The organism is Klebsiella sp. 2-CIP_Kleb., from assembly GCF_050378715.1.
GTDB classification, from domain to species: domain Bacteria; phylum Pseudomonadota; class Gammaproteobacteria; order Enterobacterales; family Enterobacteriaceae; genus Klebsiella; species Klebsiella quasipneumoniae.
Genome location: NZ_JBNRLG010000001.1, coordinates 1,106,830 through 1,126,144, shown reverse-complemented (window position 1 = coordinate 1,126,144; position 19,315 = coordinate 1,106,830). Strand labels below are relative to the sequence as shown.

The window sequence follows — 19,315 nt, the reverse complement described above, 5'->3', positions numbered from 1 at the left end:
GGATTGAACGATGTCCGGAAACATGAAAACAATGGATGGCAACGCGGCGGCGGCCTGGATCTCCTACGCCTTTACCGACGTGGCGGCCATCTATCCCATCACCCCCTCCACGCCGATGGCGGAAAATGTCGATGAATGGGCCGCTAAGGGGAAAAAGAACCTCTTTGGTCGACCGGTGCGCCTGATGGAGATGCAGTCTGAAGCCGGTGCAGCCGGGGCGGTGCACGGCGCGCTGCAGGCGGGGGCGCTCACCACCACCTACACCGCGTCGCAGGGGCTGCTGCTGATGATCCCCAATTTATACAAAATCGCCGGGGAGCTGCTGCCGGGCGTCTTTCACGTCAGCGCCCGGGCGCTGGCGACCAATTCGCTGAATATTTTTGGCGACCATCAGGACGTGATGGCGGTGCGCCAGACCGGCTGCGCCATGCTGGTGGAGAATAACGTTCAGCAGGTGATGGACCTGTCGGCGGTGGCTCACCTGGCGGCGATCGCCGGGCGGATACCGTTTATCAACTTCTTCGACGGCTTTCGTACTTCGCACGAAATACAGAAGATCGAGGTGCTGGCGTATGAGCAACTGGCGACGCTGCTGGACCGCCCGGCGCTGGAGCGCTTTCGTCGTCAGGCGCTGCACCCGGATCACCCGGTGATCCGCGGCACCGCGCAAAACCCGGATATCTACTTCCAGGAGCGGGAGGCCGGTAACCGCTTCTACCTCGCGCTGCCCGATCTGGTGGAAAGCTATATGGCGAAGATCACCGCGCTTACCGGGCGGGAATATCACCTGTTTAATTACCACGGCGCGCCGGACGCCGAGCGGGTGATTATCGCCATGGGCTCAGTGTGCGACACCGTCCAGGAGGTGGTGGAGACGCTCAATGCGGCGGGGGAGAAGGTGGGGCTGCTCAGCGTCCATCTCTATCGGCCGTTCTCGCTGGCGCACTTCTTCGCCCAACTGCCCGCCAGCGTGCAGCGCATTGCCGTCCTTGACCGCACCAAAGAGCCGGGAGCGCAGGCGGAACCGCTGTGCCTCGACGTCAAAAACGCCTTCTATCAGCGCGACGATGCGCCGCTGATCGTCGGCGGCCGCTACGCGCTCGGCGGTAAGGACGTGCTGCCCAACGATATCGCCGCGGTGTTTGACAACCTCAGGCAGCCGCTGCCGAAGGACGGCTTTACCCTGGGCATTGTCGATGATGTCACTTTTACCTCGCTGCCCGCCCGGCAGGAACCGCTGGCGGTCTCCCATGCCGGGATCACTGCCTGCAAATTCTGGGGCATGGGCTCGGATGGTACCGTCGGGGCGAACAAAAGCGCCATCAAGATCATCGGCGATAACACGCCGCTCTACGCTCAGGCCTACTTTTCCTACGACTCGAAAAAGTCCGGGGGGATCACCGTCTCACACCTGCGCTTTGGCGATCGGCCGATCACCTCGCCCTACCTGATCCACCGGGCCGATTTTATCGCCTGCTCTCAGCAATCCTATGTCGACCGCTACGACCTGCTGGAGGGGCTGAAGCCGGGGGGCACTTTTCTGCTCAATTGCAGCTGGTCCGAGGCGGAGCTGGAGCAGCACCTGCCGGTCAGCGTCCGGCGCTATCTGGCGCAGGAAAAGATCGACTTTTATACCCTCAACGCGGTGGACATCGCCCGCGAGCTGGGCCTCGGCGGGCGCTTTAACATGCTGATGCAGGCGGCGTTCTTTAAGCTGACGGCCATTATCGATCCGCAAACCGCGGCGGACTATCTCAAGCAGGCGGTGGAGAAAAGCTATGGCAGCAAAGGGGCGAGCGTCATTGAGATGAACCAGCGGGCTATCGAGCTGGGGATGGCGGCGCTGCGTCGGGTGACGGTTCCCGCCCACTGGGCGACCCTCGAGGCGCCGGCGCCGCAGGCGACAACCCTGATGCCGGACTTTATCCGCGATATTCTGCAGCCCATGAACCGCCAGCGCGGCGACCTGCTGCCGGTGAGCGCCTTCGCCGGGATGGAAGACGGCACCTTTCCCTCCGGCACCGCCGCCTGGGAGAAGCGCGGCATTGCCCTGGAGGTGCCGGTCTGGCAGCCCGACGGCTGCACCCAGTGTAACCAGTGCGCTTTCGTCTGCCCGCATGCGGCGATCCGCCCGGCGTTGCTGAGCGCTGAAGAGCAGGACGCGGCGCCCGCCGGGCTGCTGAGCAAACCGGCCCAGGGGGCCAAAGACTACCACTATCATCTGGCTATCTCGCCGCTGGACTGCTCCGGCTGCGGCAACTGTGTGGAGAGCTGCCCGTCGCGCGGCAAGGCGCTGCAGATGGTCTCCCTCGACAGCCAGCGCGCGATGGCCCCGGTCTGGGATTACGCCCTGGGGCTGGCGCCAAAAGACAACCCGTTTCGCAAAACGACGGTCAAAGGCAGCCAGTTCGAAACGCCGCTGCTGGAGTTTTCCGGCGCCTGCGCGGGCTGCGGCGAAACCCCTTATGCCCGGCTGATCACCCAGCTGTTTGGCGACCGGATGCTGATCGCCAACGCCACGGGCTGCTCTTCGATTTGGGGCGCCAGCGCGCCTTCGATGCCCTATACCACCAACCACCGCGGCCACGGGCCGGCCTGGGCAAACTCGCTGTTCGAGGATAACGCCGAGTTCGGGCTTGGCATGATGCTTGGCGGCCAGGCGATCCGCCAACAGATCGCCGAGGAGATGACCCGCGCCCTGGCCCTGCCGGTCAGCGACGCGCTTCACGCCGCGATGCGGCAGTGGCTGGCGCAGCAGGATGAGGGGGAGGGGACCCGCGAACGCGCGGACCGCCTCAGTGCGTTGCTGGCGGCGGAAAAAGAGGGGGTTCCGCTGCTGGAGCAGCTCTGGCAGAACCGTGACTATTTCGTCCGGCGTTCGCAGTGGATCTTCGGCGGCGATGGCTGGGCCTACGATATCGGCTTCGGCGGCCTCGATCATGTGCTGGCCAGCGGGGAAGACGTCAATATTCTGGTGTTTGATACCGAGGTCTACTCCAACACCGGCGGCCAGTCGTCCAAGTCGACCCCGGTGGCGGCGATCGCCAAATTTGCCGCGCAGGGGAAACGCACGCGGAAAAAAGATCTCGGCATGATGGCGATGAGCTACGGCAATGTTTACGTCGCCCAGATCGCCATGGGCGCCGATAAAGATCAGACCCTGCGGGCCATCGCCGAGGCCGAAGCCTGGCCGGGGCCGTCGCTGGTGATCGCCTACGCCGCCTGTATCAACCACGGTCTGAAAGCCGGGATGCGCTGCAGTCAGCGCGAGGCGAAGCGGGCGGTGGAGGCGGGATACTGGCACCTGTGGCGCTATCATCCGCAGCACGAAGCCGAGGGCAAAACGCCGTTTATACTGGACTCCGAAGAGCCGGAAGAGAGCTTCCGCGACTTTTTGCTCGGCGAGGTGCGCTATGCCGCGCTGCACAAAACCACACCGGATCTGGCGGACGCCCTGTTCCGGCAAACGGAGGACGATGCCCGGGCCCGTTTCAGACAGTATCAGCGGCTGGCGGGGGGGGAGTAGGCTGTCGGTTAGCGATTCACGGCTGCTGCATCACGTTCAGCAGCGTATCCAGCAGGCCGGGAAAACGGGCGTCCAGATCTTCCCGGCGCAGCGAAATCATATTCTCCCGTCCCTGAGGCCGCTGCCAGATCACACCGCTGTCGCGCAGGACGCGCCAGTGGTGGGTCATGGTGGACTTGGCCACCTCTTGCTGACGCAGCGCGTTGCAGCTCTGCTCGCTGCCGTCGGCCAGGGTGCGGATGATCTCCAGTCGCAGCGGGTTGCCGAGCGCGGAAAGGACATTTTCCAGGCGAATTTGTTCTCGTTCGGGGTGATTGGCGATCATAATAATCCTGTGTCGGCGGTGGCGCGGCGCATGGCGGTCGCAGCCCGTATCGGCGGCTGGCGGCTACTATACCCAAACTCCAGGTCTGATACCACGCGCGCCGCCGCAACCTGACCAATCATAATAATAGTCAAAATAGTTCGAATATACTCGTACAATTGTACTATCATAAGCGGCAGTGAAATGAACTGCGGATCATTCCGACCGCAGACTGACAGTCAAAACGACTAAGGACGCATCATGCCCCGACCCATCCCCCTCGAACGTTATCGCAACATCGGTATCTCCGCGCATATCGATGCCGGTAAAACCACCACCACCGAGCGCATCCTGTTTTACACCGGGATGAGCCATAAGCTGGGTGAAGTACACGATGGCGCGGCAACCACCGACTGGATGGCCCAGGAGCAGGAGCGCGGGATCACTATTACCTCGGCGGCGGTGAGCTGCTTCTGGCCGGGTATGGACCGCAGCTTCGAGCCGCACCGGATCAATATCATCGACACCCCGGGGCACGTGGACTTCACCATTGAGGTGGAACGTTCCATGCGCGTGCTCGACGCCGCAGTGATGGTGTACGACTCTGTCGGCGGAGTGCAGCCCCAGTCGGAGACCGTCTGGCGCCAGGCGAATAAATACCATGTCCCGCGGCTGGCCTTCGTCAACAAGATGGACCGCCCCGGGGCGGATTTCTTCCGCGTGGTGCAGATGATGATCGACCGCCTGAAGGCCAACCCGGTGCCGATTGTCATCCCTATTGGCGCCGAAGAGCACTTCACCGGCGTCGTCGACCTGGTCAAAATGCGCGCCATCCTGTGGGATGACGCCACTCAGGGCATGACCTTCAGCTACGGGCCGGTCCCTGACGATCTGCTGGCGACTGCCCGCGAGTGGCGGGAGAAAATGGTCTCGGCGGCGGCGGAGGCCAGCGACGCGCTGATGGATAAATACCTCGAAACCGGCGAGCTGGACGAGGCGGAGATCGTCGCCGGTCTGCGCCAGCGCACGGTGAAGGGTGAAATCCAGGCGGTGCTCTGCGGGAGCGCCTTTAAAAACAAAGGCGTGCAGCGCATGCTCGACGCGGTGGTGGAGCTGATGCCGTCGCCGCTGGATATTCCGGCGATACAGGGCGTGGATGAGAAAGGCCAGCCGGCGGAACGCCATCCGAGCGACGATGAGCCGCTGTCGGCGCTGGCATTCAAACTGATGACCGACCCCTACGTCGGCCAGCTGACCTTTATCCGCGTCTACTCCGGGACGCTGAAGAAAGGCGATGCGGTGTGGAACCCGGTGAAGGGCAAGAAAGAGCGCATCGGACGTATCGTGCTGATGCAGGCCAACGATCGCCATGAAGTTGACGAACTGCACGCCGGGGATATCGCGGCCTGCGTTGGGCTGAAGGATGTCACTACCGGCGATACGCTGTGCGATCCGGATGCGATCATTACCCTCGAACGGATGGAGTTTCCGGAGCCGGTGATTTCGCTGGCGATTGAGCCGAAGACCAAAGCGGACCAGGAGAAAATGGGCATCGCGCTGCAGCGGCTGGCGGCGGAAGATCCGTCGTTCCGTCTGCATACCGATGAAGAGTCCGGCCAGACGATTATCTCCGGCATGGGCGAGCTGCATCTGGAGATCATTGTCGACCGGATGAAGCGCGAGTTTGGCGTCGAGGCCAACATTGGTCGTCCGCAGGTCACCTACCGCGAAACCCTGCGCAAGAAAGTGACGGACGTGGAAGGCAAGTTTGTGCGCCAGTCCGGCGGTAAAGGGCAGTACGGGCACGTCGTGCTGACCCTGGAGCCGCTGGAGCCGGGCAGCGGATTCGTCTTCGAGGACGCCACCAAAGGCGGGGTAGTGCCGCGCGAGTACATCCCTTCCGTGGAGAAAGGGCTGCGCGAAGCGATGGGCACCGGCGTGCTGGCGGGCTATCCGGTGGTTGACGTGAAAGCGACCCTGACCTTCGGGTCGTACCACGACGTGGACTCCTCGGAAATGGCGTTCCGCATGGCGGCGATCTTTGGCTTCCGGGAAGGGGCGCGCAAAGCGGACCCGGTGATCCTTGAGCCGGTGATGCACGTGGAGGTGGAGACGCCGGAAGAGTACGCCGGGAATATCATGGGCGATCTCTCTTCCCGTCGCGGGATGGTGCAGGGGATGGAAGAGCGCTTCGGCAGCCAGATCATCCGCGCCGATGTGCCGCTGGCGGAGATGTTTGGTTATTCCACCACGCTGCGCTCGATGTCTCAGGGACGAGCAACCTACAGCATGGAGTTCCACCACTACGCGGAAGCGCCGCGCAACGTAGCGGATGAAATCATCGCCAGCCGTGCGAAAAGTTAAGCCAGTCATCCCGGGTAGCGGCTAGCGCCTTACCCGGGCTACTCTGGTACCAGCGTCCAGGCCCGGTAAGGCGAAGCCGCCACCGGGCAAAAAGGTAAGCACGAACTGGGGAGGCAATGCCCGGCGGCGCTGCGCTTGCGCGGGCCTACGGTCAGGCGTCCTCCCCGGTCATCGTTTGTAGCCCGGGTAAGGCGTTAGCCGCAACCCGGGCATGTCCGCCAATCAGACAATATCCTGCGCGTACTGCCACAACGCCTTCAGCTGCGCCAGCTTCTCTTTATCATCCGCATACTGCTGATACAGCATCTGCAGCTCATCGGCATAGGCCTGCAAAAACTCAGGCGTAAATACCTGACGACGGTGCTCTAACCAGCGCTGCTGCTCATGTTCATCGAGCGTGCCGGGGAAGTTGCGCGCCCGGTAGTTAAACAGCAGGCGTTCGATGCGCTTGTCGGCGAAGGTGATATCCAGCGCCGGCAGATTGCGCGGTTCGGTTTCCAGCACGATTTTCATCGCCGCGCGGTCGGCATCGCTAAAGAACCCATTGTAAAGCTGGGCGTCGACGTTTTCGGACGGCACGAACGGCTCGGCTTCGGCATACACCGCCACCACTTTCTCCCGCACCTGCGGATTCGCCCGCAGCAGCTGGGCATTCTCCAGACAGCGTTGAATAGAGATCCCCAGCCGGTCGGCATCCTGCGGGCGCAGGGTATTGGCCTGGGCCAGCACCGGACATTTGTTCAAATGCACCAGTTTAATCGGCGCCGCCGGCAGATCGCCAAGCTCGGCGCGCGGGGTGTAAAGCCGCTCGCGCAGGGCGTCGGCATCCAGTTCCAGCAGCGGCGCCATATCCCCCGCCAGATCGACCATGATCACCGCATTGCGGTTTTCCGGATGCCAGGCCAGGGGCGCCACCAGGCTGGTGTTGCCGCGCGCGGCGCCGAACATGCCGGAGACATGCACCAGCGGCTTCATTTGCGGCACGTCGATGAGCGTCGCCAGCTTGCGCTTATTGCGGTGGCTGTAGAGATAGTCAAACAGCCGCGGCTGCCGGGTTTTCACCAGCTTCGCCATGGCGATGGTGGCGTAAACGTCGGCCATCGCGTCATGGGCGTTCTGGTGTTCAATACCGTTGGCGACGGTCAGATGTTCAAGCCGGAAGCTCGGCAGACCCTCGTCATTCTCCGGCCAGACGATCCCTTCCGGACGCAGGGCATAGCAGGCGCGCATCACGTCGAGCAGATCCCAGCGCGAGTTATCGTGCTGCCAGCTCCAGGCATAAGGGTCATAGAAGTTGCGATAGAAGATATTCCGCGTCACTTCGTCGTCAAAGCGCACGTTGTTATAGCCGACGATGCAGGTCTGCGGCACCGTGAACAGATCGTGGATGCGGCGGGCAAACGCGGCCTCGTTATCCCCTTTGGCCAGCGCTTCCTGCGGGGTGATCCCGGTGATCATCACCGCCTGCGGCTGCGGCAGATAATCGTCAGCGGGCTTGCAGTAAAACACCTCGGGCTCGCCGAGCACGTTTAACTCCGCGTCGGTGCGGATGGCGGCGAACTGCGCCGGCCGGTCAAGGGAAGGGCTGGAGCCGAAGGTTTCATAATCGTGGAATAAAAATCCGGGCTGGTTGACGCTATCTTGCATAGTCTGTTCATTATCCGTGGTGGCGTGCGACCGGTATGGTAAACGATTTGCCCGGTCATCAGAAGGGTAACGGCAAGCAACTTCCTCTGCTGTGTCATATTTTCTTGCAATTAAACCCTGATATGAAACGCGAAGTTCCGTAAAAAGGACGGCGGATCTGTAAATCTAGAGGATATGCCGTTGAAAGGCCGTTTGTTTATTGCTGTATCTTTGCTCGCTTCGAGCGTTTCCTGCGCATTTGCCGTCGACTTACCTGCTACGGTCGCGCCGCCTTCCATTCAGGCTGGCTCCTGGGTGCTGATGGATTACACCACCGGTCAGGTGCTGACCGCGGGTAACGAACATCAGCAGCGTAATCCTGCCAGCCTGACCAAACTGATGACCGGCTACGTGGTCGATCGTGCCATCGACAGCCATCGTATCACCTTTGATGATATCGTCACCGTGGGTAAAGACGCCTGGGCGAAGGGCAACCCGGTGTTCGACGGGTCATCCCTGATGTTCTTAAAGCCAGGGGACCGCGTCAGCGTCCGCGACCTCAGCCGTGGGCTGATTGTCGACTCCGGCAACGACGCCTGCGTCGCGCTGGCCGACTATGTCGCCGGCGGTCAGCCGCAGTTTGTCGCCCTGATGAATCAGTATGTCGAAAAACTGCATCTGCAGGACACCCATTTCGAAACCGTCCACGGCCTTGATGCCCCGGGCCAGCACAGTTCGGCCTATGATCTGGCGGTGCTGTCGCGGGCGATTATCCATGGCGAGCCTGACGTCTACCACATGTACAGCCAGAAAAGCCTGACGTGGAACGGCATTACCCAGCAAAACCGGAACGGTCTGCTGTGGGATAAAACCATGAACGTCGATGGCCTGAAAACCGGCCACACATCGGGCGCCGGGTTCAACCTGATCGCCTCGGCGGTGGATGGCCAGCGCCGGCTGATCGCCGTGGTGATGGGGGCCGACAGCCCGAAAGGCCGCGAGCAGCAGGCCGCGAAACTGCTGCACTGGGGGCAGCAGAACTTCGACACCGTGCAGGTGCTGCAGAAGGGGCAGAAGGTCGGCACCGAGCGCATCTGGTACGGCGATAAAGAGCAGATTAAGCTCGGCACCGATCAAGATTTCTGGTTAGCGCTGCCGAAGGCGGAAGTATCGCGGATTAAGGCGAAATACGTGCTGGATAAAAAGGATCTGGAGGCGCCGATCGCCGCCAACCAGCGGGTCGGCGAGATTTCGCTGTATGACGGCGACAAGGTCGTGGGCCACTATCCGCTGGTCACCCTCGAAAGCATTAATAAAGGCGGGGTGTTCTCGCGAATGAGCGATTACCTGCACCACGAGCTGTAACCATGATAACCGCCTCTTTGCAGGCGGTTTTTTTTCGGCTGCCGCCCGGCAGACGCGGCGACAAAGTCGCCGTTTTTTTCATCAGCCGCAATGGCGACTCTGTGAATTCGCGCACATACTGAGGGGGTATCTCCTGCTAGATTAACTGTACATTTATACAGTAATTTGTTCACAAAGGAGGCAAGATGAACTACAGCGTCACCACCCTCGGCAAGAAAACCATTGCCGGTTTCCATCTGGTCGGGCCCTGGGATCAAACCGTCAAGCAGGGGTTTGAGCAACTGATGATGTGGGTTGAGGGCCAGCAGGTGCCCGCCCGCGAGTGGCTTGCCGTCTACTACGATAACCCGGAGGACGTGCCAGCGGAAAAACTACGCTGCGCCACCGTGGTCGCCGTTGACGAGGATTACGTCATTCCCGCCAACAGCGAAGGGGTGATACTGGCGGCGATTGCCGGCGGGGATTACGCCTGCGCCCGCGCTCGGGTGGTGGATTACGACTTCGCCACCCCGTGGAGACGGTTTTTCGACAGCCTGCAGCAGAGCACGGCGTATCGCATTGCCCCCCAGCCCTGCTTTGAGGTCTATCTTAACGACGGCAACCACGACGGCTACTGGGATATCGACATGTATGTCCCCGTTGAGCGCGTCGCGTCGTAGCGGTTTACCCCTGTTCCGGACAAGGATTTTTACATTCCCGGCACGCTCCGGGCGAAAAAGCAGTTACAATTGGCCTTTTCGTTTTGCCGGAGAGGGTTGTGCGCGCTGATAAATCACTCAAGCCATTTGAGATCCGCTTGTATCGCCATTATCGGGTGGTGCATGGTGTGCGGATTGCGCTGGCCTTTGTGCTCACCTTTTTGCTGGTGCGGCTGCTGAACGTGCCCGAGGGGACCTGGCCTCTTATCACCCTGGTGGTGGTGATGGGGCCGATCTCCTTCTGGGGCAACGTCGTGCCGCGGGCGTTTCAGCGCATCGGCGGCACGATCCTCGGCTCGGCGCTGGGGCTGGTGGCGCTGAAGCTTGAGCTTATCTCCCTGCCGCTGATGGTCCTCTGGTGCGCGGCGGCAATGTTCCTCTGCGGCTGGCTGGCGCTGGGCAAGAAACCCTATCAGGCGCTGCTGATCGGCATTACCCTGTCGGTGGTGGTCGGGGCGCCGCCCGGCGATATGCATACCGCGCTGTGGCGAAGCGGCGACGTGATCTTCGGCTCGCTGCTGGCAATGCTGTTTACCGGTATCTGGCCGCAGCGGGCGTTTATCCACTGGCGCATCCAGATGGCCAGCTACGTCACCAACTTCAACCGCCTCTACCAGGCCGGCTTCTCGCCAAATCTGGTGGATCGGCCGCGGCTGGAAAAACATCTTCAGCAGGCGCTCAACGACGTCGTCAAAATGCGCGGGCTGATCACTCCCGCCAGCAAAGAGACGCATATCCAGAAGGCGATCTTCGAGGCTATCCAGACCGTCAGCCGCAACCTCGTGTGCATGCTGGAGCTGCAGATTAACGCCTGGTGGGCAACCCGTCCGGGTCACTTCGTGATGCTCAATGCGCACACCCTGCGGGAGACGCAGCAGATGACCCAGCAGACGCTGTTGGCCATCGCCCACGCGCTGTACGAAGGAAACCCTCAGCCTGTGCGCGCCAACAATGAAAAGCTGAATGAGATTGTCCTCGAACTGCGCCAGCTGATGAAAGAGCAGGGGGACGACAGCCTGGCAGAAACCCCGATCCATGGCTATGTTTGGCTCTCTATTGAACTGGCACGCCAGCTGGAGCTGCTGTCGCATCTGATCTGCCGCGCATTGCGCAAATAAGCACCAGATGCGCCGGGTAACTGCATGGGTTGTTTCGATTCAGCAGCGTTTAGGGTTATGATAAACGCAAAGGAAAAAACATTGTCATCAGCGGCTGCTAGCAGTTATGTTAGCCCTATAACGCAGTCGCTTTACGAATCCGAATCTCAATTATTAGGGGTGTAAAAATGGAAACAACTAAGCCTTCTTTCCAGGACGTACTGGAGTTTGTTCGTCTGTACCGTCGTAAGAACAAACTGCAGCGTGAAATTCAGGACGTTGAGAAAAAGATCCGTGATAACCAGAAGCGCGTTCTGCTGCTGGACAATCTCAGCGACTACATCAAGCCGGGCATGAGCGTGGAAGCTATCCAGGGCATCATCGCCAGCATGAAGAGCGATTACGAAGACCGCGTTGATGACTACATCATCAAGAATGCCGAGCTGTCCAAAGAGCGTCGCGACATCTCCAAAAAACTGAAAGTGATGGGCGAAGCCAAAGTCGAAGGCTAATCCCTGCTGTCCGGCGGCGGTCAGCGTCGCCGGGCTGTTCTGCACTACCAGCTCCTCAACGCATATTTCTGCGAAAACTTTGTCCCGGCAACTGCCTCTCCTCGCCGACTCTTTGCTATACTGCCCCGCGAAAACGTATTGATATCGGAAAGGTTTCTCTCATCCTGGCCGGGCATCTGACGCAGCGGCGTCAGGGCGATATCTCAACACCTCTCACCTCTCCGACGATCGATTCGCCAGAAGACAAACTCAGGTGCTGACCGGGCGCGACAGAACTCTTCCGCTGCTTTCGCCGACAGGAGTCAACCCCACGTGATTAAGTCATTCTTTGCTGCACTCTCGTTTATCAGCCGTCTGCCGGTCCCGGCGCGGTTATCCCAGGGCCTGGAGATCGAACAGTACCAGCGCAGTATCGTTACCTTCCCGCTGGTCGGTTTACTGCTCGGCGCCATCGCCGGCGCGGTGGTGTACCTCCTGCAGCCATGGTGCGGCGTCCCGCTGGCGGCGCTGTTCGGCGCGCTGGCGCTGGCGCTGCTCACCGGCGGATTTCATCTTGACGGGCTGGCCGATACCTGCGACGGCATCTTCTCCGCCCGCACCCGCGATCGGATGCTGGAGATCATGCGCGACAGCCGGCTGGGGACCCACGGCGGTCTGGCGCTGATTTTTGTGCTGGTGGCCAAGGTGCTGGTGGTCGGCGAACTGCTGCTGCGCGATGTCAACCCCATCGCGGCGCTGGCGGCGGCCTGCGCCGTCGGTCGCGGGATGGCGGTACTGCTGATGTATCGCCATCGCTATGCGCGGGAAAAAGGGTTGGGCAATCTGTTTATTGGCAAGATTAGCCTGCAGCAGACGCTAACGACGTTGGCGATAGCGATCGCGCTGGCCACCGCCCTGCTGGGGCTGCAGGGGCTGCGCGCCGCGCTGATCGCCCTGGTGCTGATCGGGGGCCTGGGGTGGGCGCTGAAGCGCACCCTCGGCGGGCAGACCGGGGATACCCTCGGAGCGGCGATCGAGCTGGGCGAAGTATTCTTTTTACTGGCGCTACTGTAAGGCCTGGCATCCACGGTGAGGAACAGAATGGAAACACTTTCGGCGTTACTGGCTGCCATTCCGCAGCCCGATGTGGCGGGCATGGCGCGCGCGCAGCAGCATATTGACGGCCTGTTAAAGCCGCCCGGCAGCCTTGGCCGTCTGGAGAGCCTGGCGGTGCAGCTGGCCGGTCTGCCGGGGCTGCAGGGGCAGCTGGCGCTGAGCGATAAAGCCATCGTGGTCATGTGCGCCGACCATGGCGTCTGGCATGAAGGCGTGACCCCTTCGCCGCAGGCGGTGACGGCCATTCATGCCGGCAATATGGTACGGGGCAACACCGGCGTCTGCGTGCTGGCGGCGCAGGCTGGGGTGAGAGTGGAGGTGGTGGATGTCGGCATCGACGCCGAGCCGCTTCCGGGCCTGATCAACCTCAAGGTGGCCCGCGGTAGCGGGAATATCGCCCGGACGGCGGCGATGAGCCGTCAGCAGGCGGAGACGGTGCTGCTGGCCAGCATGCGTTTCACCCGCCAGCTTGCCGCCGACGGAGTGAAAGTCTTTGGCGTGGGAGAGCTGGGGATGGCCAATACCACCCCGGCGGCAGCGACGATCAGCGTCCTGACCGGCAGCGACCCCGACGCGGTGGTGGGCTGCGGGGCTAATCTGCCGCTGGCGCAGCGGGGCCATAAGGTGGCGGTGGTGCGCCAGGCGATCGCTCATAACCAGCCGAACCCGGCGGACGGGCTGGACGTGCTGGCGAAGGTGGGCGGTTTTGATCTGGTGGGCATGACCGGGGTGATCCTCGGGGCGGCTTCCTGCGGTCTGCCGGTGGTGCTGGATGGTTTCCTCTCCTACGCTTCGGCTCTGGCGGCCTGCCGCATGGCCCCGGCGGCGCACCCGTATCTTATCCCTTCGCACCTGTCGGCGGAGAAAGGGGCGCGGATCGCCCTCGACGCGCTGGGTCTGCGCCCGTATCTCGATATGGACATGCGCCTGGGGGAGGGCAGCGGCGCCGCGCTGGCCATGCACCTGCTGGATGCCGCCAGCGCGATGTACCATCAGATGGGGACCCTGGCGCAGAGCAACATTGTGCTGCCCGATAGCGCGCCAACGTCCTGAAGATAAAGCGCATCGTTTCGACGATGCGCCGGGTTTACAGCGCCTGCTGCCAGACCGCCTGCGGTAGCAGGTAAACCTGCGCCGGGGCGCGCATACCGTCGCTGACAATATGACCGATACCGCTGGCCATCACCGCCAGGGTGACGTCAAAGGCGTTCAGGCTGTCGCCGAAGCCGGCGGTCAGGTTGAGCATCGAGCCATTGGCCATCAGGTAGACGGTTTTGTCAGCCATGCGGTAGGCGTTGATATACGGCATCACCTCTTCCTGAGGATACTGGCGCAGGTATTCGCCATCGATCTCTTCCGCCACGTGGCCGACGTTAAGGATAAACACTCCCGCTTTCGCCCGGTCCAGCGCCTGGCGATTAACCACGTTTTTACCGCCTGTCGCCGTGGCGACCACGTCCGCCGAGGCGATAGCCTCCTGGAGATCGACCACGTGCCAGCCGTCATAGGCCGCCTGCAGTCGACGGGCAGGATCGATCTCCGCCACCATCACCTGGCCGCCAAAAGCTTTTGCCGCCGCCGCGACGCCCTGGCCAACCAGGCCGTAGCCGATGACCAGCACTTTTTTCTCATGCAGGGTGAGATGAGTGGTCTGGAAGAAGGTATGCCAGGCGGTGAGTCCGACCATATGGCGGTTATGCAGCCCCTCTTTGACCGGCAGATCGTCCCAGTTAAAGATCGGATAGCCGGGCTGAATATCCCCCAGCCGATTGACGCCGGAGCCGGTGGCTTCCAGACCCGCCACGATGTTGCCGAACTCGCCGCGCTGGTGGAGGAGGGTGGTGATATCGGCTCCCATTTCGCACAGGTGAGTCGGCTGCCAGGCGATCGCTTTTTCCCATGACTGTTGCCAGTCGGCATCGCTCATATTGCGCCAGGCGCAGGCCTCGGCGCCACGCTCCACCAGCCAGGCCACCACGTCGTCCTGCACGGTGGTGGGGTTACAGGTGGTTAAAAAGACCTGAGCGCCCTTGTCGAGGATCCCCTGCACCAGCGGGATCATTTTCATGTCGAGGTGCATACAGCAGGCCAGGCGGACGCCGCTGAGGTCGGGCAGGGCGGCGACCTGGCGCAGGGTACGCGGCATATTCTGGCTGGCCCATGCCACTTCTTTCGCTAAAGAGATTTTATTATTCACTGGGTTATGACCTTCAGTTCGCAAAGGGGTATCCCCCTGACAGAAAAGGGATTCTATCAGTCCGGGCGAGAATTCACAGCCCTGTGCCGCCTGGAAATCGCCGCCCGTGCGATCCCCTGCGAAATACAGGGTTGTTAATGTAAGGTTAAAAAAAGAAAATAAAATATAAGTTATTCCTATGATCTGAGCGATAAAGCGATGTTGAGTGTCATTCCCGCGGGCCTGTTTTCACGGCTGCGGATTTTCCTTGGGCGGTTGAAGCCGCATGCGCTGCCGGTGGCTCGACGGCATATTGTGCTGGGATCCATCGGCGCCGGCACCGGCCTGGCGGTGACCAGCATGTTCAGCCACTGGCTGCTGGGCGAAGTTAACCTGTGGTTTATTGCCCCCATGGGCGCCTCGGCGGTACTCCTGTTTGGCGTGCCGAGCAGTCTGCTGGCGCAGCCGTGGTCGATTGTCGGCGGCAATGTGCTGTCGGCGCTGATCGGCGTCACGGTGGGTATGCTGGTGCCCGACCCGGCGCTGGCCTGCGGGCTGGCGGCGGCGCTGGCCATCGCCGGAATGTATTTTCTGCGCTGCCTGCATCCTCCCGGCGGCGCGGTGGCCCTGACGGCGATCCTCGGCGGCGCCGGGGTGCACAGCGAAGGCTATCACTTTGTGCTGACGCCGGTGCTGCTCAACTCCCTGATGCTGGCGCTGCTGGCCATCGTGTTTAACAATCTGGTTGGCCGCCGCTACCCCCATCCGCTGGCGGCAGAGGAGGTAAAACCCCGGGCGGTGCCGCTGGGCATTTCGGTTACCCGGGAAGATATTCACGCCGCGCTGCTGGAAGGACAGTTCCTCGACATTGACGAAGACGATGTCCAGGAACTGCTGGAAAATATCGAACAGCAGGCGCGCCAGCGCATCGCGGCGGCTGGCCGCCGCTGACAGCACTCTCCCGGCCGCGGGTTAGAGATCGCCGGTAAGATACTGGGCGACCCCGCGGCCAAAGCTCCAGTCGCCTTTCTGGTTGCTGATAATCGACACCATCAGATCATCGCCGCTCAGGCCGCAGTGCTCCGCCAGCTCCTCCTGCAATATGGCGAAGAAGCGCTGCTTCTGCGCGTCGCTGCGCGGGCTGGTATAGACCCGCACCACCACCAGATCCCGCGTGCGGGTCAGTCCGAGGCCGGTATCTTCAATCACCATATGGTGGACTTTGTTTTCGTGAACAATCTGGTAGCGGTCGCGTTCCGGTACCTCGAAGGCGCGCAGCACGGCGCGATGAGCGGCATCCAGCAGGGTTCTGATCTCCTGTTCCGTACGGCCTTCTATCAGGTCAAATGTCAGTAATGGCATGCAGGTGTTCCTTATCGTTAGGCAATAATCGCGGTCTGATAAAGATGCTAGCCGATGCCGTCGCGGGCAAAAACCGCTATAGTTGAATACATTGTTTTTACTGGTGAACAATCAACATGAGCGAGAGTCGTCCGGAGGGTTACTGGGCCCATCTCTACTGGCTGACGGTGCTGGAAGAGCAGAAAAGCTATACCCGGGCCGCGGAAAAGCTGGGGATCAGCAAGTCGGCCATCAGCCAGAAAATCAGCGAGCTGGAGCGGGTGACCGGTAAAACGCTGGTCCATCGCACCACCCGCAGCGTCAGCCTCAGCGACGACGGGCTGCGGCTGGTGGCGGAGCTCAATGAGCCGTTTGGCCAGCTGCGGGATATTTTCACCGGCGCTTGCGATGAGGGCGGGCCGCTGCGGGGGACGCTGCGCCTGACCGCGCCGGTGGCTTTTTCCCGTCAACAGCTGGTGCCGGCGATCGCGCCGTTTTTGCATCAGCATCCCCAGCTGCATCTGCAGCTGGAGGTGACCGATCGGCTGGTCTCTCTCGGCAGCGAAGGGTTCGACCTCGCCATCCGCCACTGTCGGCGCGAGGCGCTCCCGGACACTCACGTCGCCTGGCCGCTGTGCCACACCGCGACGCTGATCGTCGCTTCCGCCGACTATATTCGCCGCCATGGCCGCCCGGAGACGCCTGACGATCTGCGTCATCACCAGTGCCTGACCTATCCCCGTGGGCCCCAGCGCCCGCAGTGGACGTTTGCCTCCCGCCAGACGCCCGATGAACGGGTGACCATCAACGTGCAGGGGCCGTTCGCCACCAACAACAGCGAGTCGCTGCGCGATGCGGTGCTGGCGGGGTTGGGGGTGGCGCTGCTGCCGGATTTTAGCGCCCGGGAGGCTATCGGCCGCGGGCAGGTGCAGGAGCTGCTGCCGGTGTGGCAGCCGGTGGAGGTGTTCGCCGATCGGCTGTACGTCATCCGGCCCTATACTCCGCGGGTGTCGCGCGCGGTGGAGACATTCAGCCGCTACCTGAAAGCGACCTTCAGCGAGCCGCGTCCAGCTCCCGCGCCAGCGCTTCGCTGAATCGGGGGAGCAGATGGCGCTCGCCGGGAAGCAACTGCGCCAGGGTGACGGTTTTGTCGGCGCGGTAGACCCGCTCGCTGCCGAGCTGCGCTTCGAAGGCGTTCGCCGCCTGATGCGCCGCGCTCAGGTCGGCGTCAATAAGGATCACCGCATGGGCCAGCACCACATGGCCGCCGCTCGCCGTCAGCGGCCGCCAGTACTGGGCGGTACCGACAATCTTACGCGCCGCCTCTCCCTCCCCGCAGGCGAGATTATAACGGCCATCGCAAAAGGAACCGCCCACCGCCCGGGGGTGGCTGGCAACGCCGAAGCGCGCGAGGGTGCGCTGCAGCACAGCGCACAGCGAGTGATAGATGGGTTCGGCGGCTTCGCCGAGCGGCTGCTGCACCGGCCAGGCGAGGCTGAGGTTGATAATCCCCGGCCCCTGGGGCACCAGACCGCCTCCGGAGCGGCGGAGCCATACCGGCCAGCCCCGCGCGGCAAAATGCGCGCTGACCGCCGGCAGGTCCGCAAACTGACGATAGCTCCCCGGCACCACGAATCCCTGCGGCGCCTGCCAGAGCTGGGCGACGGCCTCGCCGGCGCAGGCTTTGGCAAACAGCGGCTGTTCTGCCAGGGTGGGGTCCTCGCAAAACTGCAGCGCCAGCGAGGCGGGGGTAAAGCGGCGTGGCCAGCAGTCGGCCAGGGGCAATAAAGACATGCATTCTCCTTACCGGAGGGCGCGGGTCGCGCCCTCCGAAGGCTGGTCAGTCGACGGTATGTTTTTTCATCAGCAGCGCGGTGAGTGCTGACAGCAGGCATCCCGCGGTCAGATAGAGGGCCACGCTGTGCCAGGCTCCCCCGGAGAAGGTGACCAGCGCCGCGGCGATAAACGGCGTAAAGCCGCCGCCGACTACGCTCGCTACCTGGTAGCCGACGCCGGCGCCGCTATAGCGATAGCTGGCGCCGAACAGCTCGGTAAACATCGGCTGCTGGACGCAGACCACCATATCATGAGCGATATTGGCCAGCATCAGGGCGAAAAACAGGATCCAGAAAACGGACTGACTCTCCAGCGCCATAAAGAACGGGAAACCGCTCAGCGTGCCGATTAGCGCCCCGGTAATGTAGATCCGCCGACGGCCAAAGCGGTCTGCCAGCCAGGCGAAGCAGGGGATAGTCAGACAGCTGAGGCCGCCCACCAGCAGGCCGATGTTGAGAAACAGCTCACGCGGCAGGCCGAGGTTTTGCGTTGAGTAATTGAGGGCGAAGGCGGTAACGATATACATGGTCAGCAGTTCGCACAACCGCAGGGCAATAATCAGTAAAAACGCCCCGGGATGGCGAAGCAGGGCTTCCACCACCGGCAGCCGCTTTTTCACCTGCGGCGCGTTGGCCTGGCTCTGCTGGGCCTCAAACTCCTGCGATTCGGCCATACCGTTACGGATCCACAGCGCAATCAGGACCAGCGCCACGCTGAACAGGAAGGGTAAGCGCCAGCCCCAGCTGAGAAACTGCTCGTCGGTGGTCAGGCTGCTGATCAGCGATACCAGCCCGGTGGAGAGCAGCAGGCCGACGCCGTAGCCCACCTGCACGCCGCTGCTGTAAAAGGCTTTTTTTCCCTTCGGAGCGTTCTCCACCGAGAGCAGCGCCGCGCCGCCCCATTCGCCGCCGACGGCAAAGCCCTGAACCGCCCGCAGGAATACCAGCAGCACCGGCGCCCACCAGCCGATCTGGCTGAACGACGGGAGCAGGCCGATGCAGGCGGTGGCGATACCCATCATCCAGACGGTCATCATCAGCATCCGCTTGCGCCCGAGACGGTCGCCGAAGTGGCCAAAGATAATCCCGCCCAGCGGGCGGAAAAGAAACCCGACGCCGAAGGTGGCAAATGCGGCAAGGGTGCCCATCGCCGGGCTGATTTGCGGGAAAAATTCGCGGTTGAACACCAGCGCGGCGGTAATGCCATAGAGAAGAAAATCGTACCAGTCGACCACGGCGCCGGCAAAGCTGCCCCATGCCGCCCGCCGGGCCCGATGCAGCGAATCCGGCGCCTCGTCGGGCTGCACGCTTATTGTTGAATCCATACCCTGTCCTGTCAGTCACATATTCGTTGTTATTGGAATGAGACGCTTTTA

Annotated in this window: 16 protein-coding genes; 10 read left to right on the top strand and 6 right to left on the bottom strand. The window is 62.1% G+C overall.

Annotated features, from left to right (window positions below; genetic code table 11):
• Window positions 1-10 precede the first annotated feature (10 nt).
• Window positions 11-3,526 carry a pyruvate:ferredoxin (flavodoxin) oxidoreductase gene (gene nifJ / locus ACQUTP_RS05620; protein ID WP_285755028.1) on the top strand — a complete coding sequence of 1,172 codons (3,516 nt, stop codon included), beginning with the start codon at window positions 11-13 and terminating at the stop codon, window positions 3,524-3,526.
• A gap of 16 nt (window positions 3,527-3,542) precedes the next feature.
• Here nifJ and ACQUTP_RS05615 read toward each other — a convergent pair whose 3' ends face one another.
• The gene (locus ACQUTP_RS05615; protein ID WP_065877387.1) at window positions 3,543-3,851 is read right to left on the bottom strand and encodes an ArsR/SmtB family transcription factor; all 309 of its coding nucleotides are present in this window, start codon (window positions 3,849-3,851) and stop codon (window positions 3,543-3,545) included.
• 240 nt (window positions 3,852-4,091) lie between these two features.
• Between ACQUTP_RS05615 and fusA the strand changes: the two genes are divergently transcribed.
• Window positions 4,092-6,194 (top strand): elongation factor G, encoded by a 2,103-nt coding sequence (gene fusA / locus ACQUTP_RS05610; protein ID WP_285755026.1) that lies wholly within the window; start codon window positions 4,092-4,094, stop codon window positions 6,192-6,194.
• Window positions 6,195-6,416: 222 nt separating this feature from the next.
• On the opposite strand, the gene sbcB is transcribed toward fusA, so the two are convergent.
• Window positions 6,417-7,841 (bottom strand): exodeoxyribonuclease I, encoded by a 1,425-nt coding sequence (sbcB, locus tag ACQUTP_RS05605; protein ID WP_064187759.1) that lies wholly within the window; start codon window positions 7,839-7,841, stop codon window positions 6,417-6,419.
• Window positions 7,842-8,021: 180 nt separating this feature from the next.
• On the opposite strand from sbcB, the gene dacD reads away from it, so the two are divergent.
• The 6 genes from dacD (at window position 8,022) to cobT (ending at window position 13,640) form a co-directional block, all read left to right on the top strand.
• Window positions 8,022-9,185 (top strand): serine-type D-Ala-D-Ala carboxypeptidase DacD, encoded by a 1,164-nt coding sequence (gene dacD / locus ACQUTP_RS05600; protein WP_004203546.1) that lies wholly within the window; start codon window positions 8,022-8,024, stop codon window positions 9,183-9,185.
• A gap of 185 nt (window positions 9,186-9,370) precedes the next feature.
• Complete coding sequence (gene sbmC / locus ACQUTP_RS05595) at window positions 9,371-9,844, top strand: DNA gyrase inhibitor SbmC (protein WP_117131175.1); 474 nt, start codon at window positions 9,371-9,373, stop codon at window positions 9,842-9,844.
• A gap of 98 nt (window positions 9,845-9,942) precedes the next feature.
• Window positions 9,943-11,001 (top strand): FUSC family protein, encoded by a 1,059-nt coding sequence (locus tag ACQUTP_RS05590; protein ID WP_004203544.1) that lies wholly within the window; start codon window positions 9,943-9,945, stop codon window positions 10,999-11,001.
• Between the two features lie 167 nt (window positions 11,002-11,168).
• Window positions 11,169-11,492, top strand: a complete 324-nt coding sequence (locus ACQUTP_RS05585; RefSeq protein WP_002911883.1) for a DUF496 family protein — start codon at window positions 11,169-11,171, stop codon at window positions 11,490-11,492.
• Between the two features lie 312 nt (window positions 11,493-11,804).
• Window positions 11,805-12,545 carry an adenosylcobinamide-GDP ribazoletransferase gene (gene cobS, locus ACQUTP_RS05580; RefSeq protein WP_004203543.1) on the top strand — a complete coding sequence of 247 codons (741 nt, stop codon included), beginning with the start codon at window positions 11,805-11,807 and terminating at the stop codon, window positions 12,543-12,545.
• 27 nt (window positions 12,546-12,572) lie between these two features.
• Window positions 12,573-13,640, top strand: a complete 1,068-nt coding sequence (gene cobT / locus ACQUTP_RS05575) for a nicotinate-nucleotide--dimethylbenzimidazole phosphoribosyltransferase (protein WP_101993215.1) — start codon at window positions 12,573-12,575, stop codon at window positions 13,638-13,640.
• Window positions 13,641-13,674: 34 nt separating this feature from the next.
• Here the strand turns inward: cobT and ACQUTP_RS05570 are convergent, their stop codons facing one another.
• Window positions 13,675-14,784, bottom strand: a complete 1,110-nt coding sequence (locus ACQUTP_RS05570; RefSeq protein WP_004203536.1) for an adenosylhomocysteinase — start codon at window positions 14,782-14,784, stop codon at window positions 13,675-13,677.
• Window positions 14,785-14,982: 198 nt separating this feature from the next.
• Between ACQUTP_RS05570 and ACQUTP_RS05565 the strand changes: the two genes are divergently transcribed.
• Complete coding sequence (locus ACQUTP_RS05565; RefSeq protein WP_285755018.1) at window positions 14,983-15,714, top strand: HPP family protein; 732 nt, start codon at window positions 14,983-14,985, stop codon at window positions 15,712-15,714.
• Between the two features lie 21 nt (window positions 15,715-15,735).
• Here the strand turns inward: ACQUTP_RS05565 and ACQUTP_RS05560 are convergent, their stop codons facing one another.
• Window positions 15,736-16,125 (bottom strand): tautomerase family protein, encoded by a 390-nt coding sequence (locus tag ACQUTP_RS05560; protein ID WP_023318664.1) that lies wholly within the window; start codon window positions 16,123-16,125, stop codon window positions 15,736-15,738.
• 116 nt (window positions 16,126-16,241) lie between these two features.
• Between ACQUTP_RS05560 and ACQUTP_RS05555 the strand changes: the two genes are divergently transcribed.
• Entirely contained in the window at window positions 16,242-17,198 is a 957-nt protein-coding gene (locus tag ACQUTP_RS05555; protein ID WP_285755015.1) for a LysR family transcriptional regulator, read from the top strand.
• Here ACQUTP_RS05555 and ACQUTP_RS05550 read toward each other — a convergent pair.
• Together ACQUTP_RS05550 and shiA are read right to left on the bottom strand one after the other, a co-directional pair.
• Window positions 17,158-17,898, bottom strand: coding sequence for a lipoyl protein ligase domain-containing protein (locus ACQUTP_RS05550; RefSeq protein WP_306738558.1), 741 nt, complete (start codon window positions 17,896-17,898; stop codon window positions 17,158-17,160). The two genes, ACQUTP_RS05555 and ACQUTP_RS05550, sit on opposite strands and share 41 nt — an antisense overlap.
• 46 nt (window positions 17,899-17,944) lie before the next feature.
• On the bottom strand, window positions 17,945-19,264 hold the full coding sequence (gene shiA, locus ACQUTP_RS05545; RefSeq protein ID WP_080841673.1) for a shikimate transporter: 1,320 nt from the start codon (window positions 19,262-19,264) through the stop codon (window positions 17,945-17,947).
• Between the last annotated feature and the right edge of the window lie 51 nt (window positions 19,265-19,315).